Annotated in this window: 12 protein-coding genes; 2 read left to right on the top strand and 10 right to left on the bottom strand. The window is 35.8% G+C overall.

Features of this window, described 5'->3' with window-relative positions; translation table 11 throughout:
* Window positions 1–38 precede the first annotated feature (38 nt).
* The 6 genes from JNL75_01335 to truA all read right to left on the bottom strand — a co-directional run bounded on the left by JNL75_01335 (window position 39) and on the right by truA (window position 6,415).
* On the bottom strand, window positions 39–1,493 hold the full coding sequence (locus JNL75_01335) for a hypothetical protein (GenBank protein ID MBL7788457.1): 1,455 nt from the start codon (window positions 1,491–1,493) through the stop codon (window positions 39–41).
* Between the two features lie 26 nt (window positions 1,494–1,519).
* Window positions 1,520–2,524 carry a M28 family peptidase gene (locus JNL75_01330; protein MBL7788456.1) on the bottom strand — a complete coding sequence of 335 codons (1,005 nt, stop codon included), beginning with the start codon at window positions 2,522–2,524 and terminating at the stop codon, window positions 1,520–1,522.
* A gap of 100 nt (window positions 2,525–2,624) precedes the next feature.
* Complete coding sequence (locus JNL75_01325; GenBank protein MBL7788455.1) at window positions 2,625–3,200, bottom strand: hypothetical protein; 576 nt, start codon at window positions 3,198–3,200, stop codon at window positions 2,625–2,627.
* A gap of 2 nt (window positions 3,201–3,202) precedes the next feature.
* Entirely contained in the window at window positions 3,203–3,901 is a 699-nt protein-coding gene (locus JNL75_01320) for a thioredoxin fold domain-containing protein (protein MBL7788454.1), read from the bottom strand.
* A 17-nt stretch (window positions 3,902–3,918) separates the two neighbouring features.
* The gene (locus JNL75_01315) at window positions 3,919–5,664 is read right to left on the bottom strand and encodes an ABC transporter ATP-binding protein (GenBank protein MBL7788453.1); all 1,746 of its coding nucleotides are present in this window, start codon (window positions 5,662–5,664) and stop codon (window positions 3,919–3,921) included.
* Window positions 5,654–6,415 (bottom strand): tRNA pseudouridine(38-40) synthase TruA, encoded by a 762-nt coding sequence (gene truA, locus JNL75_01310; protein ID MBL7788452.1) that lies wholly within the window; start codon window positions 6,413–6,415, stop codon window positions 5,654–5,656. The genes JNL75_01315 and truA overlap by 11 nt, the downstream gene beginning before the upstream one ends.
* A gap of 237 nt (window positions 6,416–6,652) precedes the next feature.
* Here truA and JNL75_01305 point away from each other — a divergent pair, with 237 nt between their 5' ends.
* Both JNL75_01305 and JNL75_01300 read left to right on the top strand, forming a co-directional pair.
* The gene (locus JNL75_01305) at window positions 6,653–8,812 is read left to right on the top strand and encodes an OmpA family protein (protein ID MBL7788451.1); all 2,160 of its coding nucleotides are present in this window, start codon (window positions 6,653–6,655) and stop codon (window positions 8,810–8,812) included.
* 8 nt (window positions 8,813–8,820) lie between these two features.
* Window positions 8,821–10,218, top strand: coding sequence for an MBL fold metallo-hydrolase (locus JNL75_01300; protein MBL7788450.1), 1,398 nt, complete (start codon window positions 8,821–8,823; stop codon window positions 10,216–10,218).
* On the opposite strand, the gene JNL75_01295 is transcribed toward JNL75_01300, so the two are convergent.
* The 4 genes from JNL75_01295 to JNL75_01280 all read right to left on the bottom strand — a co-directional run bounded on the left by JNL75_01295 (window position 10,215) and on the right by JNL75_01280 (window position 16,318).
* Complete coding sequence (locus tag JNL75_01295; GenBank protein MBL7788449.1) at window positions 10,215–10,940, bottom strand: murein L,D-transpeptidase catalytic domain family protein; 726 nt, start codon at window positions 10,938–10,940, stop codon at window positions 10,215–10,217. The two genes, JNL75_01300 and JNL75_01295, sit on opposite strands and share 4 nt — an antisense overlap.
* The gene (locus JNL75_01290; protein ID MBL7788448.1) at window positions 10,846–12,666 is read right to left on the bottom strand and encodes an ABC transporter ATP-binding protein; all 1,821 of its coding nucleotides are present in this window, start codon (window positions 12,664–12,666) and stop codon (window positions 10,846–10,848) included. The genes JNL75_01295 and JNL75_01290 overlap by 95 nt, the downstream gene beginning before the upstream one ends.
* 250 nt (window positions 12,667–12,916) lie before the next feature.
* Window positions 12,917–14,251: a 2-oxo acid dehydrogenase subunit E2 gene (locus JNL75_01285; GenBank protein ID MBL7788447.1), complete on the bottom strand. Its 1,335-nt coding sequence runs from the start codon at window positions 14,249–14,251 to the stop codon at window positions 12,917–12,919.
* A gap of 93 nt (window positions 14,252–14,344) precedes the next feature.
* The gene (locus tag JNL75_01280; protein MBL7788446.1) at window positions 14,345–16,318 is read right to left on the bottom strand and encodes an OmpA family protein; all 1,974 of its coding nucleotides are present in this window, start codon (window positions 16,316–16,318) and stop codon (window positions 14,345–14,347) included.
* Window positions 16,319–16,325 lie beyond the last annotated feature (7 nt).

The raw sequence follows: 16,325 nt of genomic DNA, 5'->3' as shown, positions 1-16,325 counted from the left end.
ACAAGTTTTTATGTGCTATACATATTATCTGGCAGCCTTTACTGATTATAGCATCCCGAGCGTCTGTCCTTTTTAGTTCTTACGTAATCTATTCCATCTTCTTTCTCTCTGTTGCCAAATGGCATAACTTTTAAACTCAAATATACGTCTGCACCTCGCAATTTAGGTTGAGAAAACAATAAAGCATTTATGTGATCTGAGCCGATAGTCAATAATCCAAGACGAACATAAGTTCCTATCCCCATCCACTTGTCTTCTGTCAATGAGATATTGGCACCAGCTTCAAACCAACGTTTTTCATAGCGTGCTCCTACCGCCATGACATTAGGCGCAGCGATTTGTCTTTCCAAGGTTTTCAGTCTGCGGCCTATAAATGCATGAATATAAAAATCAGAACGAATATTATAGTCCCAAGATATATTTATAGACGTCGGGGTATGAACTGTCATTTCATTATCTACCTTGGATTTCAAGGAGTCCCCTTGATATACTGCAGCAGATAGTCGTTTGATTAAATCATAATTGTGATTTAAGTTATTATGGATAGTAGTTAAAACATTAAAGTCTGCATCTTTGATGGAGAAATTGTGTTGTTCTGTATTTTTGTCAAATCTAATAGAACCCAAGTCTTTTATTGCTATACCAAATTTCATATAATGTGTACTATTGGATTCTTCATCTTCATTTGGTATCATATACTCTGCTCCTAGGTCAAGCCCCAGTCCTGTCCCCTGAATGCCAAAATTATAATTATTAGTAGTACGAGACGCACCAGTAGCAAATCCAATACTGGCATTGGCTGTAGAGGCAAAAAAAGTATCTCGTTCGCGGAAAAAATTATAATCAGATTTATTTTGCACATAGAATGATTCAAATCCAATTAGATATTTTGGATTTGCTCCGACAGCCAACGTATGACCATTTTCTAGTTCTAGGGCATATCCTATATGTAGTCCAATTTCACCCCAAGCCATAGCATTAACAGAGAACGGGGTTACTTTATAGGGATTAAAATCAATAATATTCTGAAGGTTATTGTAATTAAAGAAATTGGGAGCATTTAGACCATCAGCTGCTATTTTTATATTGGAGAATGCTCCGAATGAAAATCGCTTGACCTTAAAGCAAAACGAAGGAAGATGAATGGTCTGCTGAAACATAAGACCTGTAAGTGTCTGATCATATGTGTTCGCAAAAAATAAGGAATTAGAGTTTTTATCGTAGTCAAAGGGAAGTGTATCCATGCCATTTCTAATAGTTTTTCCAGCGGCCGATATCAGGCTCTCATCTTGAAGATATCCATATTCTGTATAGAAATACAACCCTGTGCCTAAAACATTTATATCCCAGTTTGGTTTTTTAGTCACGAAGCTTGCTGGATTTTCTTGAATGCCATAGACTCCTGAATAACCACCAATATGATTTCCAAGGTATCTTTGACTATGCAGAGAATAAAAAGAAAATGATATAATAGCGAAAAGTATTAGCCTCATGAATAGACAACTAAAAAGTGTAAAAATTATTGCATAAACTTATCCTCTTCATAGATGGTATAGAGGAGGGTTCTGCCTACAGCCTTGAGGGTCGATTTATCTACGGAGCCCATATTGTCATCATGTGTATGCCAGTAATCTGCAAAACCTCCATTGTTTAATTTATAGTGAATTATGTCTATGGTAGGAATGCCCGCTAATTTATTGACATAGAGATGGTCATCGGTAATAGCTCCCATGGGTTCGCTCAAAAAATGCTTGTCATAACCCAATCGCTGACCATGATTCCAAACACGATTCAAAAGATTGGAGGCATAGTTCATACTGGTTTCTTCTTTTAGAAATGTAGCATCCTTTCCTCCCACCATATCTAACAATATTCCCCAACGAGGAAGAAATTCGTGTTTGGTGTTTTTCCCCCAGTATTGAGAACCTAGGCACCAGCTTTCATTCATTGGAGGGAGTCCGCTATTTTCAGGCTGTCCATAATCTTCTAAATCGAAAAATACAATATCTACACCGAGCGTAATCGGTTTCTCTTTGAAATTTTTCAATAAAGCAAGAATCACGCCCACACCGCTTCCGGCATCATTGGCTCCTAATATAGGTCCTGTAGGATTTTTAGGATCATGATCTGCTATAGGTCTTGTGTCCCAGTGTGCGCAAAGTAAAATTCTATTTGGGTTCCTTGGATTTAACTTAGCTATTATATTTTTTCCTTTGTGCTTTTTGCTATCGTAGGTAATAGCATCGAATTCCTGATAATAAGCGGTATCGGCTAGCTCTTTCAAAGTAGATAAAATCCATGCAGCACAAGCCTTATGCCCTGAAGAACTCGGCACGCGAGGACCAAAAGAAACCTGTTTGTCTATATAATTATATGCGAGATTTTCGTCGAAATTTAGGTAGGTAGATTCAATTGAAGGGGGTGCATTATCTGTTTGTGCCTGACTTTCTTCTTCTTTTGATTTGAAAAATTGGCAAGAATTGAAAAGAAAAATAAATAATAGAAAGTATAAATATTTGATCATATTGCAAAGCCTTAGATATGACAAAAATAGGATAAAAAAGTGAGGTCAGTTCTTTTTCTTAAGGTTTTGAAGTTTAAAAAACTTGAGGCAGACTAATTCACTAAGACTTGCCTTTCATAACCTCATCAATCACTGCCATGATATTGCTCAATGATTCAGCAATGGAATATTCGCAAGATTTTAAAATACCATAATACTTTAATTTGTATGCAAGGTCATCGTTTTTTCGATAGATTTTATATATATCATCTATCGAGGTTGATTTCTTTTTTTTATTTACCCAACGATAATCTTTTAGATGAACATCATAGGTAGATTCTTTAAAGCTTATAAGTATGGTGGAGGTGATAATACCTTCATTGATTATCTGGTGTGCTTGAATATCTTTTAAATTAAAACTTTTACAGGGGTATACGACAAAAAGCTCGATATAATTTTTTCCTGAATCTAGGAGGTGATAATATTCAGCATTCATAGTATTGAGAATATGGGTCGAAAACAAGTTGACAATTTTGTCTTTTTTTATGACAGTTTCATCAAGAGTCGTTGTCAAACCAATTTTAGATTCATTATTGCTAGGCAAATTGATTTCTTCATCTGCAGGAATAAGCGTTTTGACTTGTGCTAGGGTCGAAGAAATAACCATGCCTAAAACTAGGCTTATAAATATTTTCAAAATTACTTATTTAACTCTTTGAGTATTTCCTCTTCACTGGCATAGCCCAATTTTTTCCAAACAACGCGATCATTTTTATAGATGAAAATATAAGGCAGACCGCTCACCCCGAGAGACTGGCAGAGCTCAGGATTGTCATCTGCATTTATTCTTATAACTGTGACATCTGATGCCAATTTGGATTCAATTTTTTTCAAGAAAGGTTTCATTTTCTGGCAAGGAATACACCATTCTGCATAAAAGTCAATGAGTATTTTCTTAGTTTTACCTTTATAAAGTGCCTCATAGTCTGCCATAGACATACCTGATTTTTTCTCACCTTTAGGTGAACTAAGTGGCAATTTACTAGTTCTCCAAGCCATAATGCCACCACTTAAACCATAGATTTTTTTAAATCCCATCTCTTTAGCTTTTCGCATGGCGTTACCGCTACGACCACCACTCAGACAATAAAGAAACAGAGGGGTATTTCTATCTAGTTTATCTAATTCTGCCTCGAAATTTTCGGCATTCCAGTTTATATTTATAGCTCCTTCAATGTAGCCCTCAGAATATTCTTCAGGAGTCCTTACGTCTATAAGATTTTTTATTTTTTCAGAGGCGATTTTTTTGTAATACTGGTTTGCATCTAACTCAGACTCCTGACTAGAACATGAGTTGAATATCATGAGACAAGCACTAAAGAAAAGAAATTTGTACATGGTATAAATTCAAAGTACTAAATTAACTCATTTTCCTTTTCTATGGTATCAAAATATTTTTGATAATAAGCGTTTGTTTGAAGCAAACTGGCGTGGGTTCCTGTTCCGACTATTATTCCTCGATCCAGTACAATGATTTTATCAGCTTGCATGATAGTAGATAATCTATGCGCTATAATAATTGATGTTTTATTCTGAATGCTTTGTGAAATCAATTTTTGAATGTAAAATTCAGTGTTGGAGTCAATGGAAGAAGTGGCCTCATCTAGAATCAAGACACTCGGTTTTTTGGCAATTGCTCTGAATAAGGATATAATCTGTTTCTGACCGTGCGACAATGAACTTCCGCGTTCTTTGATTTCAAAATCATAATTACCCGGTAGTTTCATAAAAAAATCATGGATATCCAGATGTTTAGCCATCTCAATAATTTCTTCACGAGTTGTTTTCATAGTTTCAACAGCAATATTTTCGAGTATACTGCCAGAAAATAAATAAACATCTTGCAATACCATAGCTATTTGCGAGCGCAAGAAGTTTAAGTCATATTCTTCAATCGGTTTTTTATCAATGAGGATTTTTCCAGATTGATATGGGTAAAATCTATTGAGAATATTTATTATACTTGTTTTCCCAGATCCGGTGGCTCCTACAATTGCTAAAGATTTTCCAGCCTCTATATGAAAAGTTACTTCCCTAAGCACTGGCACTCCCGCTGTATATGAAAAACAGACCTTTTCAAAATCTATGTCTCCTAAAATTGGGATATCTTTTATTTTACCCAGATTAGTTTCCTGGGTCTCTGTATCCAATAAATCAAAAACACGTTTTGATGCTACAAAGCCCATTTGAATAGAATTGAACTTATCAGCGATAAACCGCATGGGCCTAAATAATAGATTCAGATATAACAAGAAAGAAGTGATGACCCCTGCGGATAAATCTTTCTGCTCAAAGCTATGCAAAGCTACATAGGAAACCACCAGTCCAATACTGATGGATATGAGGGTTTCCAATACAGGAAAGAACCAAGAATAATACCATATACTTTTAAAGTTCAGTTTAGTGAATTCTTCATTGATTTTATTAAATTTTTTCTGTTCTTTGTCTTCTACCGCAAAGGCCTTAACTATCTTAAATCCCATGAGATGCTCTTGAACAAAAGCATTCAATTCACCTATTTTATCCCGTAGTTTTTCATTGACCACCTTCACCTTTTCTTTAAATATATAGGTCGCTATATATAGAAATGGAAGTGTGACTAATGAAATCAGTGTCAGTTTTACATTCGTGTAGAGCATAAAGCCAAGCACGAAAATTATCGTTAGAATATCAGATACTATAGTAAAAAAATTATCTGAATAAACCTCATTGATGGTTTCTACATCATTCACGGTTCGTGTCGTTAGTCTTCCTATAGGTGTTTCATCATAATATTGAATATGCAAATTCATGAGATGAGAAAAAACTTTCTTTCTTAAATTATTGACAATATTTTGACTAAAAAAAGAAGTAGCAAATACGAAAATATATTTCAGTAGAGATTCAAAGACTAAAAGCCCGAATAATAAACTGGCATTAAATACAAGGCTATCTTTTTGACTTGACTTAATATCAATATCGATTATTTGCTGCAATAAATAAGGACGCAAAGGGGTCAGGGAAGAAATGATGATGGCAAGTACGAAGCAGCCTATAAACCAGTTTTTGTAAGGCAATGCTTGTTCTATTATATGTTTATATACCGATTTTTTAGTCTCCATTTTCTAAGAAAGGATAATCAAGTTTAACTAGATGTAAGCCATTCGCTGGTGCTAAATTAATAAGCCGAAGGGGGGATTGCTGTTGCATGCTTATATGAAACTCTTCTAGCGATAGCTTCTCTCTACCGATTAGCACGAGAGTCCCCACAATGCGCCTAACCATATTATGCAGAAATCTATTTGCCGATATTTCATATCGGTAATAATGTTCCTCTAATTGTTCTATTTTACTGGTATAAAGAGTGCATTTTGTTTTCTGTTTTTCCTTGTCTAATTTTATCAGGGGCAAAAACTCGTTGTATGCTAATAATTCCGTGGCCGCTTGCTGCATCAGTTCTAAATGAAGTTGATGATGTAAATATTCATAACTGTAAAGTCTACGAAAGGGATTCTTTTGCGTGTGAATAAAGTAATGGTAGGTTCTTTTTGTAGCATGGTATCTACTATTGGTTTCTACTGGTACCTCAAATATCTCCTTGATCGCAATACTCCTAGGGAGAATGGAATTTAGCTTCATACAGATAGAACTATCAGGAACGTCCTCTATATCCCAGTGCGCGTAGTAATCGTCTGCATGCACTCCTGTATCAGTCCTGCCACAGCCTACAATCTTTTGAGGAGAGCGAAATAAGGTGGTCAAAGCGGATTCAATAGTCCCCTGAACAGATTCTTGCTCATTTTGATTTTGCCACCCGCAAAAATTAGTGCCATCGTAGGATAACCTTATAAAAAATCGTTTCTTTCCAGACATTTTCACAAATGTAGAAAGATGCAACAAAACCTTTCTCAGAACTTAGTTAAATAGCCTAAAGGAAGTTAAGACTATATCATATTCGGCGCAAGAAAGTGATATTTTTGTTCCTTCTTTTTAAAAAGACAGTCAAATTGAGATAAATTGTTAAATTTGTCCATCTATTTATATAGGACTATTTAAAAGCTTGTTTTTAATAAGCTTTTGATAGTCTAAACCTAAAATAATTAAACATACATGAATAAGTTTTTTAAATCCTTATTAATGCTAATTTTGATAACTTCTAAGCTAATTGCTCAGGATTATGTCACCATCCAAAAGGCAATCAAGGCTGAGAAGGCACACAATTATGCTAAGGCTATAAAGTATTTTAATTGTGCACTAGAAAAGGATCCAAACAATGATTACCTTCATTATAAGCTAGGCAAGAATTATTTTAACCAAAACGATTATGAGACATCTATCTATCATATGGAGCAGGCCAAATCTCTTATGAAGGACAGCATGAATTATCATTTTGATATGTATCATTTATACTCAGTTACTGGCTATACAGCTTTAGCTAAGGAATCTTTTATTCGATATATCAATTTGTGCCCAACTTGTGTTAAATCAGATTTATTGCCGGGTGGTCAAAGCAATAAGTTTATTTACAGTAAACCAGTGAAAGAGCCTGAGCTCATGGGATATGAAACCAGAAGAACAGAGTATTATCCTTACATTATTGACGATAACACTATTCATACCCTAAATGCAGGAATGCCTTGTAAGAGCAATACAAATCCATTAAATATAGAAGGAAATTTAACCTATAATTACTCTCGACATGATTTTATGTTCTTTGATGTAGATCATCGCAGACAGATAAATAGATGGGGAGGTTTTGAATATGGACCTTATACTATGTCCAAGAAGCTTGATATCATTTATGCGACTAGGCTAGATGAGGACAATGACCGAATGTTTATCTATTTCTCAAAAAGAAAACCAGAAGATGGTAGTCTTGCTTGGGAGCGATTTATTCCTATTGAAATAGAGATTGATAAGGGTAAATACGACTTTATTCATCCTATGCTAACCAGTGATGAAAAATATCTAATTTTTTCTAGTAATCAACCAGGTGGACTAGGAGGATATGATTTATGGATAGGAGAAATAGAAAATCATACGAAAGTGAAAAATGTGAAAAGTCTAGGAACCTATGTAAATACCCCTGGCGATGAGTGTTTCCCAACTATTTATGATGATCGTGTTATATTCTTTGCATCCACTGGGCATTATGGACTAGGTAAGTTAGATATTTATGCTGGAGTCAGAGGGAAAGGTTCTCGATTCAATAGAACTTATAATTTAGGGGCAAACTTTAATTCTGAAAATGACGATTATGCCTTGTTTTATCATCCGAAGAAAAATGTAGGTTACTTTACATCTAATAGATTTGTAAATAAGTTTGATTTCCATTCAGATAGAATTTATAAGCAATCATTTGATAAAATTAAAACAACTATCACCGTAAAGGATGAATTAAAAAGACCTATTAGCGGTATGAAAATTTCAATACCATCAGAAAAAGTGGAAATGAAAACAAATGAATTGGGTCAAATTACAACGACTTTATCTCCTATTGGGTATAAGAAAGTTGTGGTAACTGGTGACTATCATCAATTGGTAGATACAAACTTATATCCATTTGAAACACGACTTGATCTGGAGGCTAGACGAAATCTTCCAAAGGATTTTGTAACATTTGTTCTTTTGTCACATCCTTTCGAAAATACCTATCCGAATGTGTTCTATAAAATCACGAATACAGCGGATTGTACCAATTACTCTGGATATACTGATGAATCTGGTATAGGTCAAGTAGTCTTATATCAAAATGAAGAGTATAAAGTGGAGGTACCTGAACTAGGCTTTGTAAGCCCGGTTATGAAGTTTACCGGAGATAAAAACAAAATATTTGTAACAAGTGATCTACCTGAAAAAAAGAATGAGTCTAGCTCACCTAAGCCTAGTGCAGCTGTAGAAGAGAAACCGACAGACCGATTTGTTATTTATTACGAGACCACACAGTGGAACATTACAGCTGCTGTAGACAAACAAATGAGCAACATCATTAAAGAACTAAATAAGAATCCAAATTACCGTTTAGAATTGAGTGCACATACCGACTGTCAAGGAGATGCCAAAACAAACCTCGTCTTATCTAGACAGCGATTAGCGGAGGCAACGAAGCTTTTCTTTATGCGTGGTGCTAACGAAGCCCAGATTATCGGTCGCTATTTTGGAGAAGAAAAACCAGCGAACAACTGTCACTGCGATAGTAAAGATAATTATGACTGTTCTAATGAAGAAATGAGTAAGAACAGGAGGACTGAAGTTAGGTTGATAAAATAAAGTAATTAATGAAGATTTCATTTCACGGTGCAGCAAGAACTGTCACCGGCAGTAAGCATTTGCTTACATTGTCTGATGGTAGAAAAATCCTTTTAGATTGTGGACTTTTTCAGGGGGGTAAAGATATTCAATCTTTGAATCATCATTTTGGATTTGATCCTAAAGAAGTAAGTGCTGTCGTGCTATCACATGCTCATATTGATCATTCAGGACTGCTTCCTAAACTGGTAAAAGAAGGATTTACTGGGCCAATATATTGTTCGCCTGCTACCGCCGACTTGGTAGAAATTCTTCTAAAGGATAGTGCAAAGATTCAAGAAGAGGATACTAAGTTCATTAATAAACGTAGAATGTCCTCAGGCCTATCCCCAATTCAACCGCTATATACCATGAAAGATGCCGAAGTAGCGCTTTCAAGATTGGTTGACAGAAAGATGAATAACTATTTTGAAGTGATACCAGGCATAGAATGCATGTATACAGAAGTAGGACATATTTTAGGCAGTTGTGCTGTCAATTTGAATGTGACCGAGAAGGGTAAAACGAGAAAAATTTGTTTTACAGGAGACATAGGTAGATATGGACATCCATTTTTGAAAAATCCCGAAAAATTTCCACAAGCAGACATTATAATATGTGAAAGCACTTATGGAGATTCACTGCATGACGATGCGGCTTTAAATGAAAAAGTTTTCTATGAAATAGTTCAGGAAACGTGTATAGAGCGCAAAGGAAAATTAATCATTCCAGCATTTAGCGTCGGTCGAACGCAAGAAATTGTCTATGCACTCAATAAACTAGACCTTGCTGGCAAGTTGCCTCCTATAAGAGTTTTTGTAGATAGTCCTCTCTCTATAGCAGCTACAGAGATTACGAAAAAAAATAAGGCATGTTATAATAAGCATATACTAGAAGTGATGGAGAAAGATGAAGACCCTTTTGATTTTAAAAATTTGGTTTATATCAGTGAAAAGGAGGATTCTCAAGCTCTGAATGATTATAAAGATCCTTGTATTATAATATCAGCATCTGGTATGGCAGAATTCGGTAGAATTAAACATCACATAGCGCATAATATTGAAAAGGAGAAAAACACCATCTTAATTGTAGGCTATTGTGAGCCTAATAGCCTGGGAGCTCGCTTGCTGAGAGATGAGCCACAGGTAAGAATCTTTGGCCAATACATGAATAAAATAGCTCAAATAAAGAAAATAAAATCCTTTTCTGCACACGGGGACTACTCAGATATGTTGCACTTTCTTTCTTGTCAAGACCCCAAAAAAGTAGATAAGTTGTTTTTAGTTCATGGCGAATATCCTGTTCAGAATAATTTTATGACGAAATTGATTAAGGCGGGGTATGATTTTATAGAAATACCTGAATTGCATCAGGAATTTTTTGTTTAATAATTATCTTGATAAATATATAGGCAGCTGCCTCCTTTTATTTTGTCAATAATTTCTTTGGCTAAATCTACAGGTAAGGCTGGGCAACCATGACTTCTACCTAGTCTTCCATGTTGATTGATAAAATCTTCACTCACATAGTCTGCGCCATGTAAGACGATAGCACGTTTATATGCATTATCATTGATTCCTTCTTCTAGTCCATGCAGTCTTAGAGAATATCCATGTTTGCCATAGTATGTTTCGCCTGTTTTATAGAAACCGAGACTAGACATATGAGAGTCTTCTTTATTGGAAAATTTAGTAGCAAAGTTTTCTCCGGAATTTTTTCCATGAGCTACATAAGTTTGATATAATAACTTTCGTTTCTGTAAATCGATAAGATAGAATCGCTTACTGGTAGAAGGTTCTCTAAAATCTATAATGGAAATGTAGCGGGTGTATTTGCAATGTTTTCTTTTGCCTTCCAAGGCTTTTTCAAAAATGGAGAGGTTGAGTTTTGTCTTTAAATGAAGGTCATTGTATATAGAGGTATAGTCTGAGAAATTATATCGTGAATCGAAATATAACAAGCCAAAAAAAAATAAGACTGCTACAACTAAAGTTGCAATTTTGTAATTCATATTCTTACCCCAAACTCTGTAAGTCCACCATATTTTTGTACTTCGCATTTTCAGTATAAAGGGATTCATGTGTGCCTGTAGCGATGATTTCGCCTTCATCCATCAGAATAATACAGTCTGCATTTTTCACCGTACTCAATCGATGAGCAATAATGATGCTCGTTTTATTTTCTAATAAAATATCTAAGGCTTTCTGCACCTCCGCTTCGTTCTGACTATCGAGTGCAGAGGTGGCTTCGTCTAGCAAAACTATTTCTGGATTACGGAAAGCTACTCTAGCTATGGTCAGTCGCTGCTTTTCTCCACCGCTGAGAACGCTGCCGCGCTCTCCTATATTATTGTTAGATATCCGTTTGGCAAATTCGCTTGCATTTCCTATTTCTAAAGCTTGTTTTATAGCACTAGGTTGTGATTGACCAAAAGATAAATTATTATCAATAGTATCATTAAAAAGGAGAGCCTCTTGCGTTACTAATCCGAATAGCGAACGATAAGACTCTAAGGCAATATTTTGAATATTTTCGTCGTCAATTTTTATCATGCCTTTTGTAGGTTGATAAAAACCCAATATTAAATCTAGAAGGGTACTTTTGCCTGCACCACTCTGACCCACGAGAGCATATTTTTTTCCTTTATCAAATTGAAAACAGATATTGTTTAGAGAATTCAACTCAGAATTTTCGTATTGAAAAGAAATATTCTCTAATCTTAAGGCAGATTCGAACTTTGTTTTTTTCAGTCCTTCCTCATTAAAATTAATTGTATTTTCTGATAGGATGGTTTGAATTCGTTCATAGGATGCCATCCCTTTTTTTATTTCATAAACAGCCGATGAAAAACTCTTGGCTGGTGGTATGAGTTGAGAAAAGACGACCATAAAGGCTATAAAGGTAGAAGCAGTCAATCCATCGGCATTCAATTCCTGATTACTTAATACAATTTGTCCACCAAACCATAAAACGAGACAAACTACGACAATAGCTAAAAATTCTGTCAGGGGTGAAGACAAATCTCGTTTGCGATACATTCGACTATAAGTCTCGAAGTAGTTTTTATTTTCCAGTTTAAATTTTTCATAAATCCAACTCTGAACAAAAAACGCCTGAATGATTTTGATACCATAAATACTTTCATCCAAAATAGAAGTAAGTCTACCAGTTACTTCCTTGCCTTCACTGCTTTCTTTCTTCAAGCTTTTCCCTATTCTGCCAATAATGAGAGCCATGACGAGAATCATGCCAAAAACAAATAAGGTGAGCTTGGCACTCATCGTGAGCATAGCTGCTAGAAATAGAATAATATTGAGAGGCGACTGAATAGACGTCTCCAAGGTATTGATAATACTATATTCAATTTCGGACAAGTCCGAAGTAAATTTGGTAATAATATCTCCTTTATTATTTTTCTGAAAAAAGGAAATAGGCAGGCGAATGAGACGCTGATACATGCGGTCTCTCAAGTCATATATCATATGGTTTCGCAAAGGCGCTAATACATAAAGGGCTAGGTAGCGAAAGAGGTTTTTAAGGAGAAATATAATACAAACCACAATACAAAAGAAACCGAGTGCAGCTATTTTTCCTTTCTGCTGTATCTGTAGGGATAGAAAATAATAAAACGAATCAATGAAATAGCTTTTGGAAAAACTAAATTTCGGTTGTTCGAGAATGAGCGGTGTTTTATCAAAAAGTAATTCTAAAAATGGTACCAACATCACTAAACTCACCAGCGAAAAAATCACCGTGAGGACACTAAATACTGCGAAAAGTCCTACTAGCTTTTTGTGCGGGAGAATATGACGAAGAAGGGTGAGGTAGGATTTCATATATTTTTTTTATCACAAGGGGCACAAGGATTTTTCATGAAGTTCACAAGGTTAGATAGTTCCATTAATAATACGCTTAACTCATAACATTAGCATTCTTCTTATGCACTTTCTAATAATCTAGGTCCTAGATTTTTATGTACTTTGAGACCACAATCAAATACTATTGTGGAAATTTCATTTTCACTCATTTTTAACTCCTTGTGTTCTTTGTGAATTTTCTTTGCGTCTTTCGTGGTTAAGAGCACTCTTACACCTCCCTATTCACATCAAACCCTTCCAAAATCTCTGCTACTCTCTTTACGAATGTACCGCCGAGCATGCCATCTACGATTCTATGGTCATAGCTATGAGATAGGTACATCATCGATCGAATACCAATAGTATCCCCTTCTGGAGACTCAATCACTACAGGTTTTTTCACGATTGCACCTACTCCCAGAATGGCTACTTGAGGTTGATTAATTATAGGTGTGCCGAAAAGATTGCCAAAGGAACCAAGATTGGTCATAGTATAAGTTCCACCTTGAATTTCATCTGGCTTTAATTGATTTTTCTTAGCGCGTTGCCCTAGGTCATTTACTTTCTTGGCTAGTCCTAGTAGATTCAGCATATCAGCATTTTTTATGACTGGCACTATGAGATTGCCATCTGGAAGTGCTGCTGCCATACCGATATTGATATCTTTTTTAAGCAAAATATTGTCTCCATCTACGGATGAATTAACCATAGGAAATTCAATTAAAGCCTTGGCAATAGCTTCAATAAGTATAGGGGTAAAGGTTAAATTTTCTCCGTATTTTTCTTTAAACTTGTTTTTAACCTTATTTCTCCATACCACTACATTGGTCATATCCGCTTCTACAAAACTGCAAACATGAGGTGATGTCTGAACGGATTTTATCATATGCTCACCTATCAGCTTTCTCATTCTGTCCATTTTCTGCACTTCCACATTCGGTCCAAAGTCAACAGGGACTTCTGTTTTCACTATTTGTGTAGTTGGCTTAACTTCAGTCTTTACACTTGTAACTATCGTAGATTCGGATAATGATGAACCTGACTTTCTAGCATTTATATAAGCGAGAATGTCATCTTTGGTTACTCTTCCATTTTGCCCAGTTCCCGGCACATTATCCAGTTCCGCTTGGTTTATTCCCTCTTCTCTAGCTATATTTATAACGAGTGGAGAATAGAATCTATCTTCATTGCTTACCAATTTAGATTCGTGAGATGATATGCTTTGCTCAATTTTGCCTATTTCTTCCTTAACTATTTTTTCGACCTTAGGTTCTTCTATTGTTTTGTCTTCCATTTTAGGTTCGGGACTAGTTGAGGCCTCTCCGCCAGTAGATATGATGGCAAAAGGCTTGCCTACGGCTATCACATCATTTTCGCCAAAGAGTTTTTTATGCAAGGTACCCGATGTGGTGGATGGCACTTCGCTATTGACTTTATCGGTAGCTACCTCTATGAGATTCTCGTCTATAGCCACAGAATCTCCTTCATTTTTCATCCAAGAAATAAGGGTCGCTTCTATTATTCCTTCTCCCATGGCAGGGAGCAACACTTCTACTAAAGCCATTTATTTAATTAATAATTAAGAATTAATAATGAGAATGGTATCACATTAATTAGCAGCAAAAATAGCGAATAACTAGAAACTAAACACTAGAAACTAGAATGGGTCATATTCTTCCTGCAAAATGCGGAATTCACACCTTCTATTGCGCTGTCGTCCTTCTGGATTGTCTGTTCCATCAGGGTTTTCGTTTGGAGCTATGGGCACAAATTCTCCATAACCCTTGCTGGTCAGTCGTTCAGGATATATTTTTTTATTATCTATGAGGTAAAATCGAATAGCTTCGGCTCTTCGCTGACTGAGGGTTTCATTGTATTCGTCCGTACCGCGACTATCGGTATGGGCACTGAGCTCTATCTTCAATGTAGGATTGGCTACTAAAACTGGCACTACGAGAGAGTCAATAATACGCCTAGCCAACGGGGTAAGGGTAAAGCTATCAAATTCAAACTCGACAAGTGGTAAGAGTATAGGGTTGAAATCTATAGGGTCGAGCTCAAATTCAATTTGATATAAGGAATCATTCTTGATTTCAAGAAGAGCCTTTTTTCTATAAAATTTAGGAGCATGAACCTCAATTTCATAAGTTTTTTTTACTAACAAATCTTTGATAACAGCAGTATCCTGTCCTACGCCATTCTCTACAAAGGACAAATCGTTGGTATCTATTTTGAATAATTGATAAGTAAATCCAGGAATGATTTCTCGAGTTTTTTTATTGATGGCTTGAACTTTTATTTTACCTGATTTTTTATTTCTCTGTATTGAAGTCATTTCCCAAAAGAAGATATCATCGCAGCAATGTGGGTTAATGAGAGAATTTTCACTATATCTATTGGAGACCAAATAGCCATCTGTCAATGATTTATTCGGTGTAAAAAACACGTCATCTTGAGGAGAATTGATTTCTTCACCTAGTGTGGACACATTTTCAAAAAGACTACTTTTGAGTGTGCTATAGTAAATATCATGCCCGCCTTTTCCACCTCGTCCATTGGAGCTAAAATAAAGAGTATTGGTAGGAGTATGGTAGTGTGGCGTAATATCATCTTTTGGGGTATTAATTTTGCCTCCAAGATTGCGTGGCGTAGAGAATGTCAGTAGCCTTGTATTATAAAAGCTCATATAAATATCATATCCACCCCTACCTCCTTCTCTATCGCTCGCAAAAAACATAAACGGCGAATTGCGTACGGCATCAAAGCCTATGGTGACATGAGTGTTGGAAGACTCGGGAGTGGTCAATTCGGGTATAAGCTCAGGTTTAGTCCATACTTTATCTTTAAATTTGGATTGGTAAATATCGCATTTATATTTTTTCAATTCTTCACTGTACTTACAGCCGCTGATATATAAAACGCGCTTGTCGAGACTAAAGGCAAAGCTGCTAATTTCCATGTCGGGAGTTTCGACCGGAAAATTCTGAATATCTGCAAACACTTCTTTTTGTCCCTTGGCGGTGTATATGGCACGAGTCGCCATTATTTTTGCCTTCTCTAGTTTGTTGGATTTATAATAATTGACGGCTTTCATATCTTGTGAGCCAAAAATAAGTCCATCGTTGGTGATAATGGGACTGAACTCTGCACCCGACGAATTTACGGGACCTTCCAGCGGATAGACGCGTGAGGTCACGGTATCTGCAGCACGTCCACCAAAGGAATCAAGATACATTTTTAGATTGGACAAATGAGTGTGTTCTGCCTTATATTCTGCAAAAGTGCCTTTCTTTTTCAGAAAAAACAAGGCATAATCTCGTGCCTTTTTATGCTCACGTTCGCTATTGTATAATATAGCAGCATAATAAAAGACCAAAGGGTTATCATACTTATCCTTGATAAGTTGGTTTACTAGGACTAAGGCTTCCTTATTTTGCCCTAGTTTATGCAATAATTTAGCATATTCAAACTTCTGCAAATCACTTTCTATTCCTTTTTCTACCAAGGCATCAAAATATCGTTTTGCTAGAAAATAGTCTTTCAAATCTATGGCCTTCATGGCTTGTTTGAAAATTTTGGACTTAGAATTAGGTACTTTAATCTCTACCTGCTCTTGACAAAAAGAAGTCATGCATAAC

It is taken from the genome of Chitinophagales bacterium, from assembly GCA_016787225.1.
Lineage (GTDB): Bacteria > Bacteroidota > Bacteroidia > Chitinophagales > JADJOU01 > CHPMRC01.
This window is presented reverse-complemented; position numbering and strand designations above follow the sequence as displayed.

Excerpts from the sequence above, each read along its gene's own strand:
- JNL75_01280 (MBL7788446.1), bottom strand. The coding sequence starts at position 16,318 with ATGACTTCTTTTTGTCAAGAGCAGGTAGAGATTAAAGTACCTAATTCT.
- JNL75_01330 (MBL7788456.1), bottom strand. The coding sequence starts at position 2,524 with ATGATCAAATATTTATACTTTCTATTATTTATTTTTCTTTTCAATTCT.
- JNL75_01335 (MBL7788457.1), bottom strand. The coding sequence starts at position 1,493 with ATGAGGCTAATACTTTTCGCTATTATATCATTTTCTTTTTATTCTCTG.
- truA (MBL7788452.1), bottom strand. The coding sequence starts at position 6,415 with ATGTCTGGAAAGAAACGATTTTTTATAAGGTTATCCTACGATGGCACT.
- JNL75_01300 (MBL7788450.1), top strand. The coding sequence starts at position 8,821 with ATGAAGATTTCATTTCACGGTGCAGCAAGAACTGTCACCGGCAGTAAG.
- JNL75_01295 (MBL7788449.1), bottom strand. The coding sequence starts at position 10,940 with ATGAAGGCGAAATCATCGCTACAGGCACACATGAATCCCTTTATACTG.
- JNL75_01305 (MBL7788451.1), top strand. The coding sequence starts at position 6,653 with ATGAATAAGTTTTTTAAATCCTTATTAATGCTAATTTTGATAACTTCT.
- JNL75_01290 (MBL7788448.1), bottom strand. The coding sequence starts at position 12,666 with ATGAAATCCTACCTCACCCTTCTTCGTCATATTCTCCCGCACAAAAAG.
- JNL75_01285 (MBL7788447.1), bottom strand. The coding sequence starts at position 14,251 with ATGGCTTTAGTAGAAGTGTTGCTCCCTGCCATGGGAGAAGGAATAATA.
- JNL75_01315 (MBL7788453.1), bottom strand. The coding sequence starts at position 5,664 with ATGGAGACTAAAAAATCGGTATATAAACATATAATAGAACAAGCATTG.
- JNL75_01320 (MBL7788454.1), bottom strand. The coding sequence starts at position 3,901 with ATGTACAAATTTCTTTTCTTTAGTGCTTGTCTCATGATATTCAACTCA.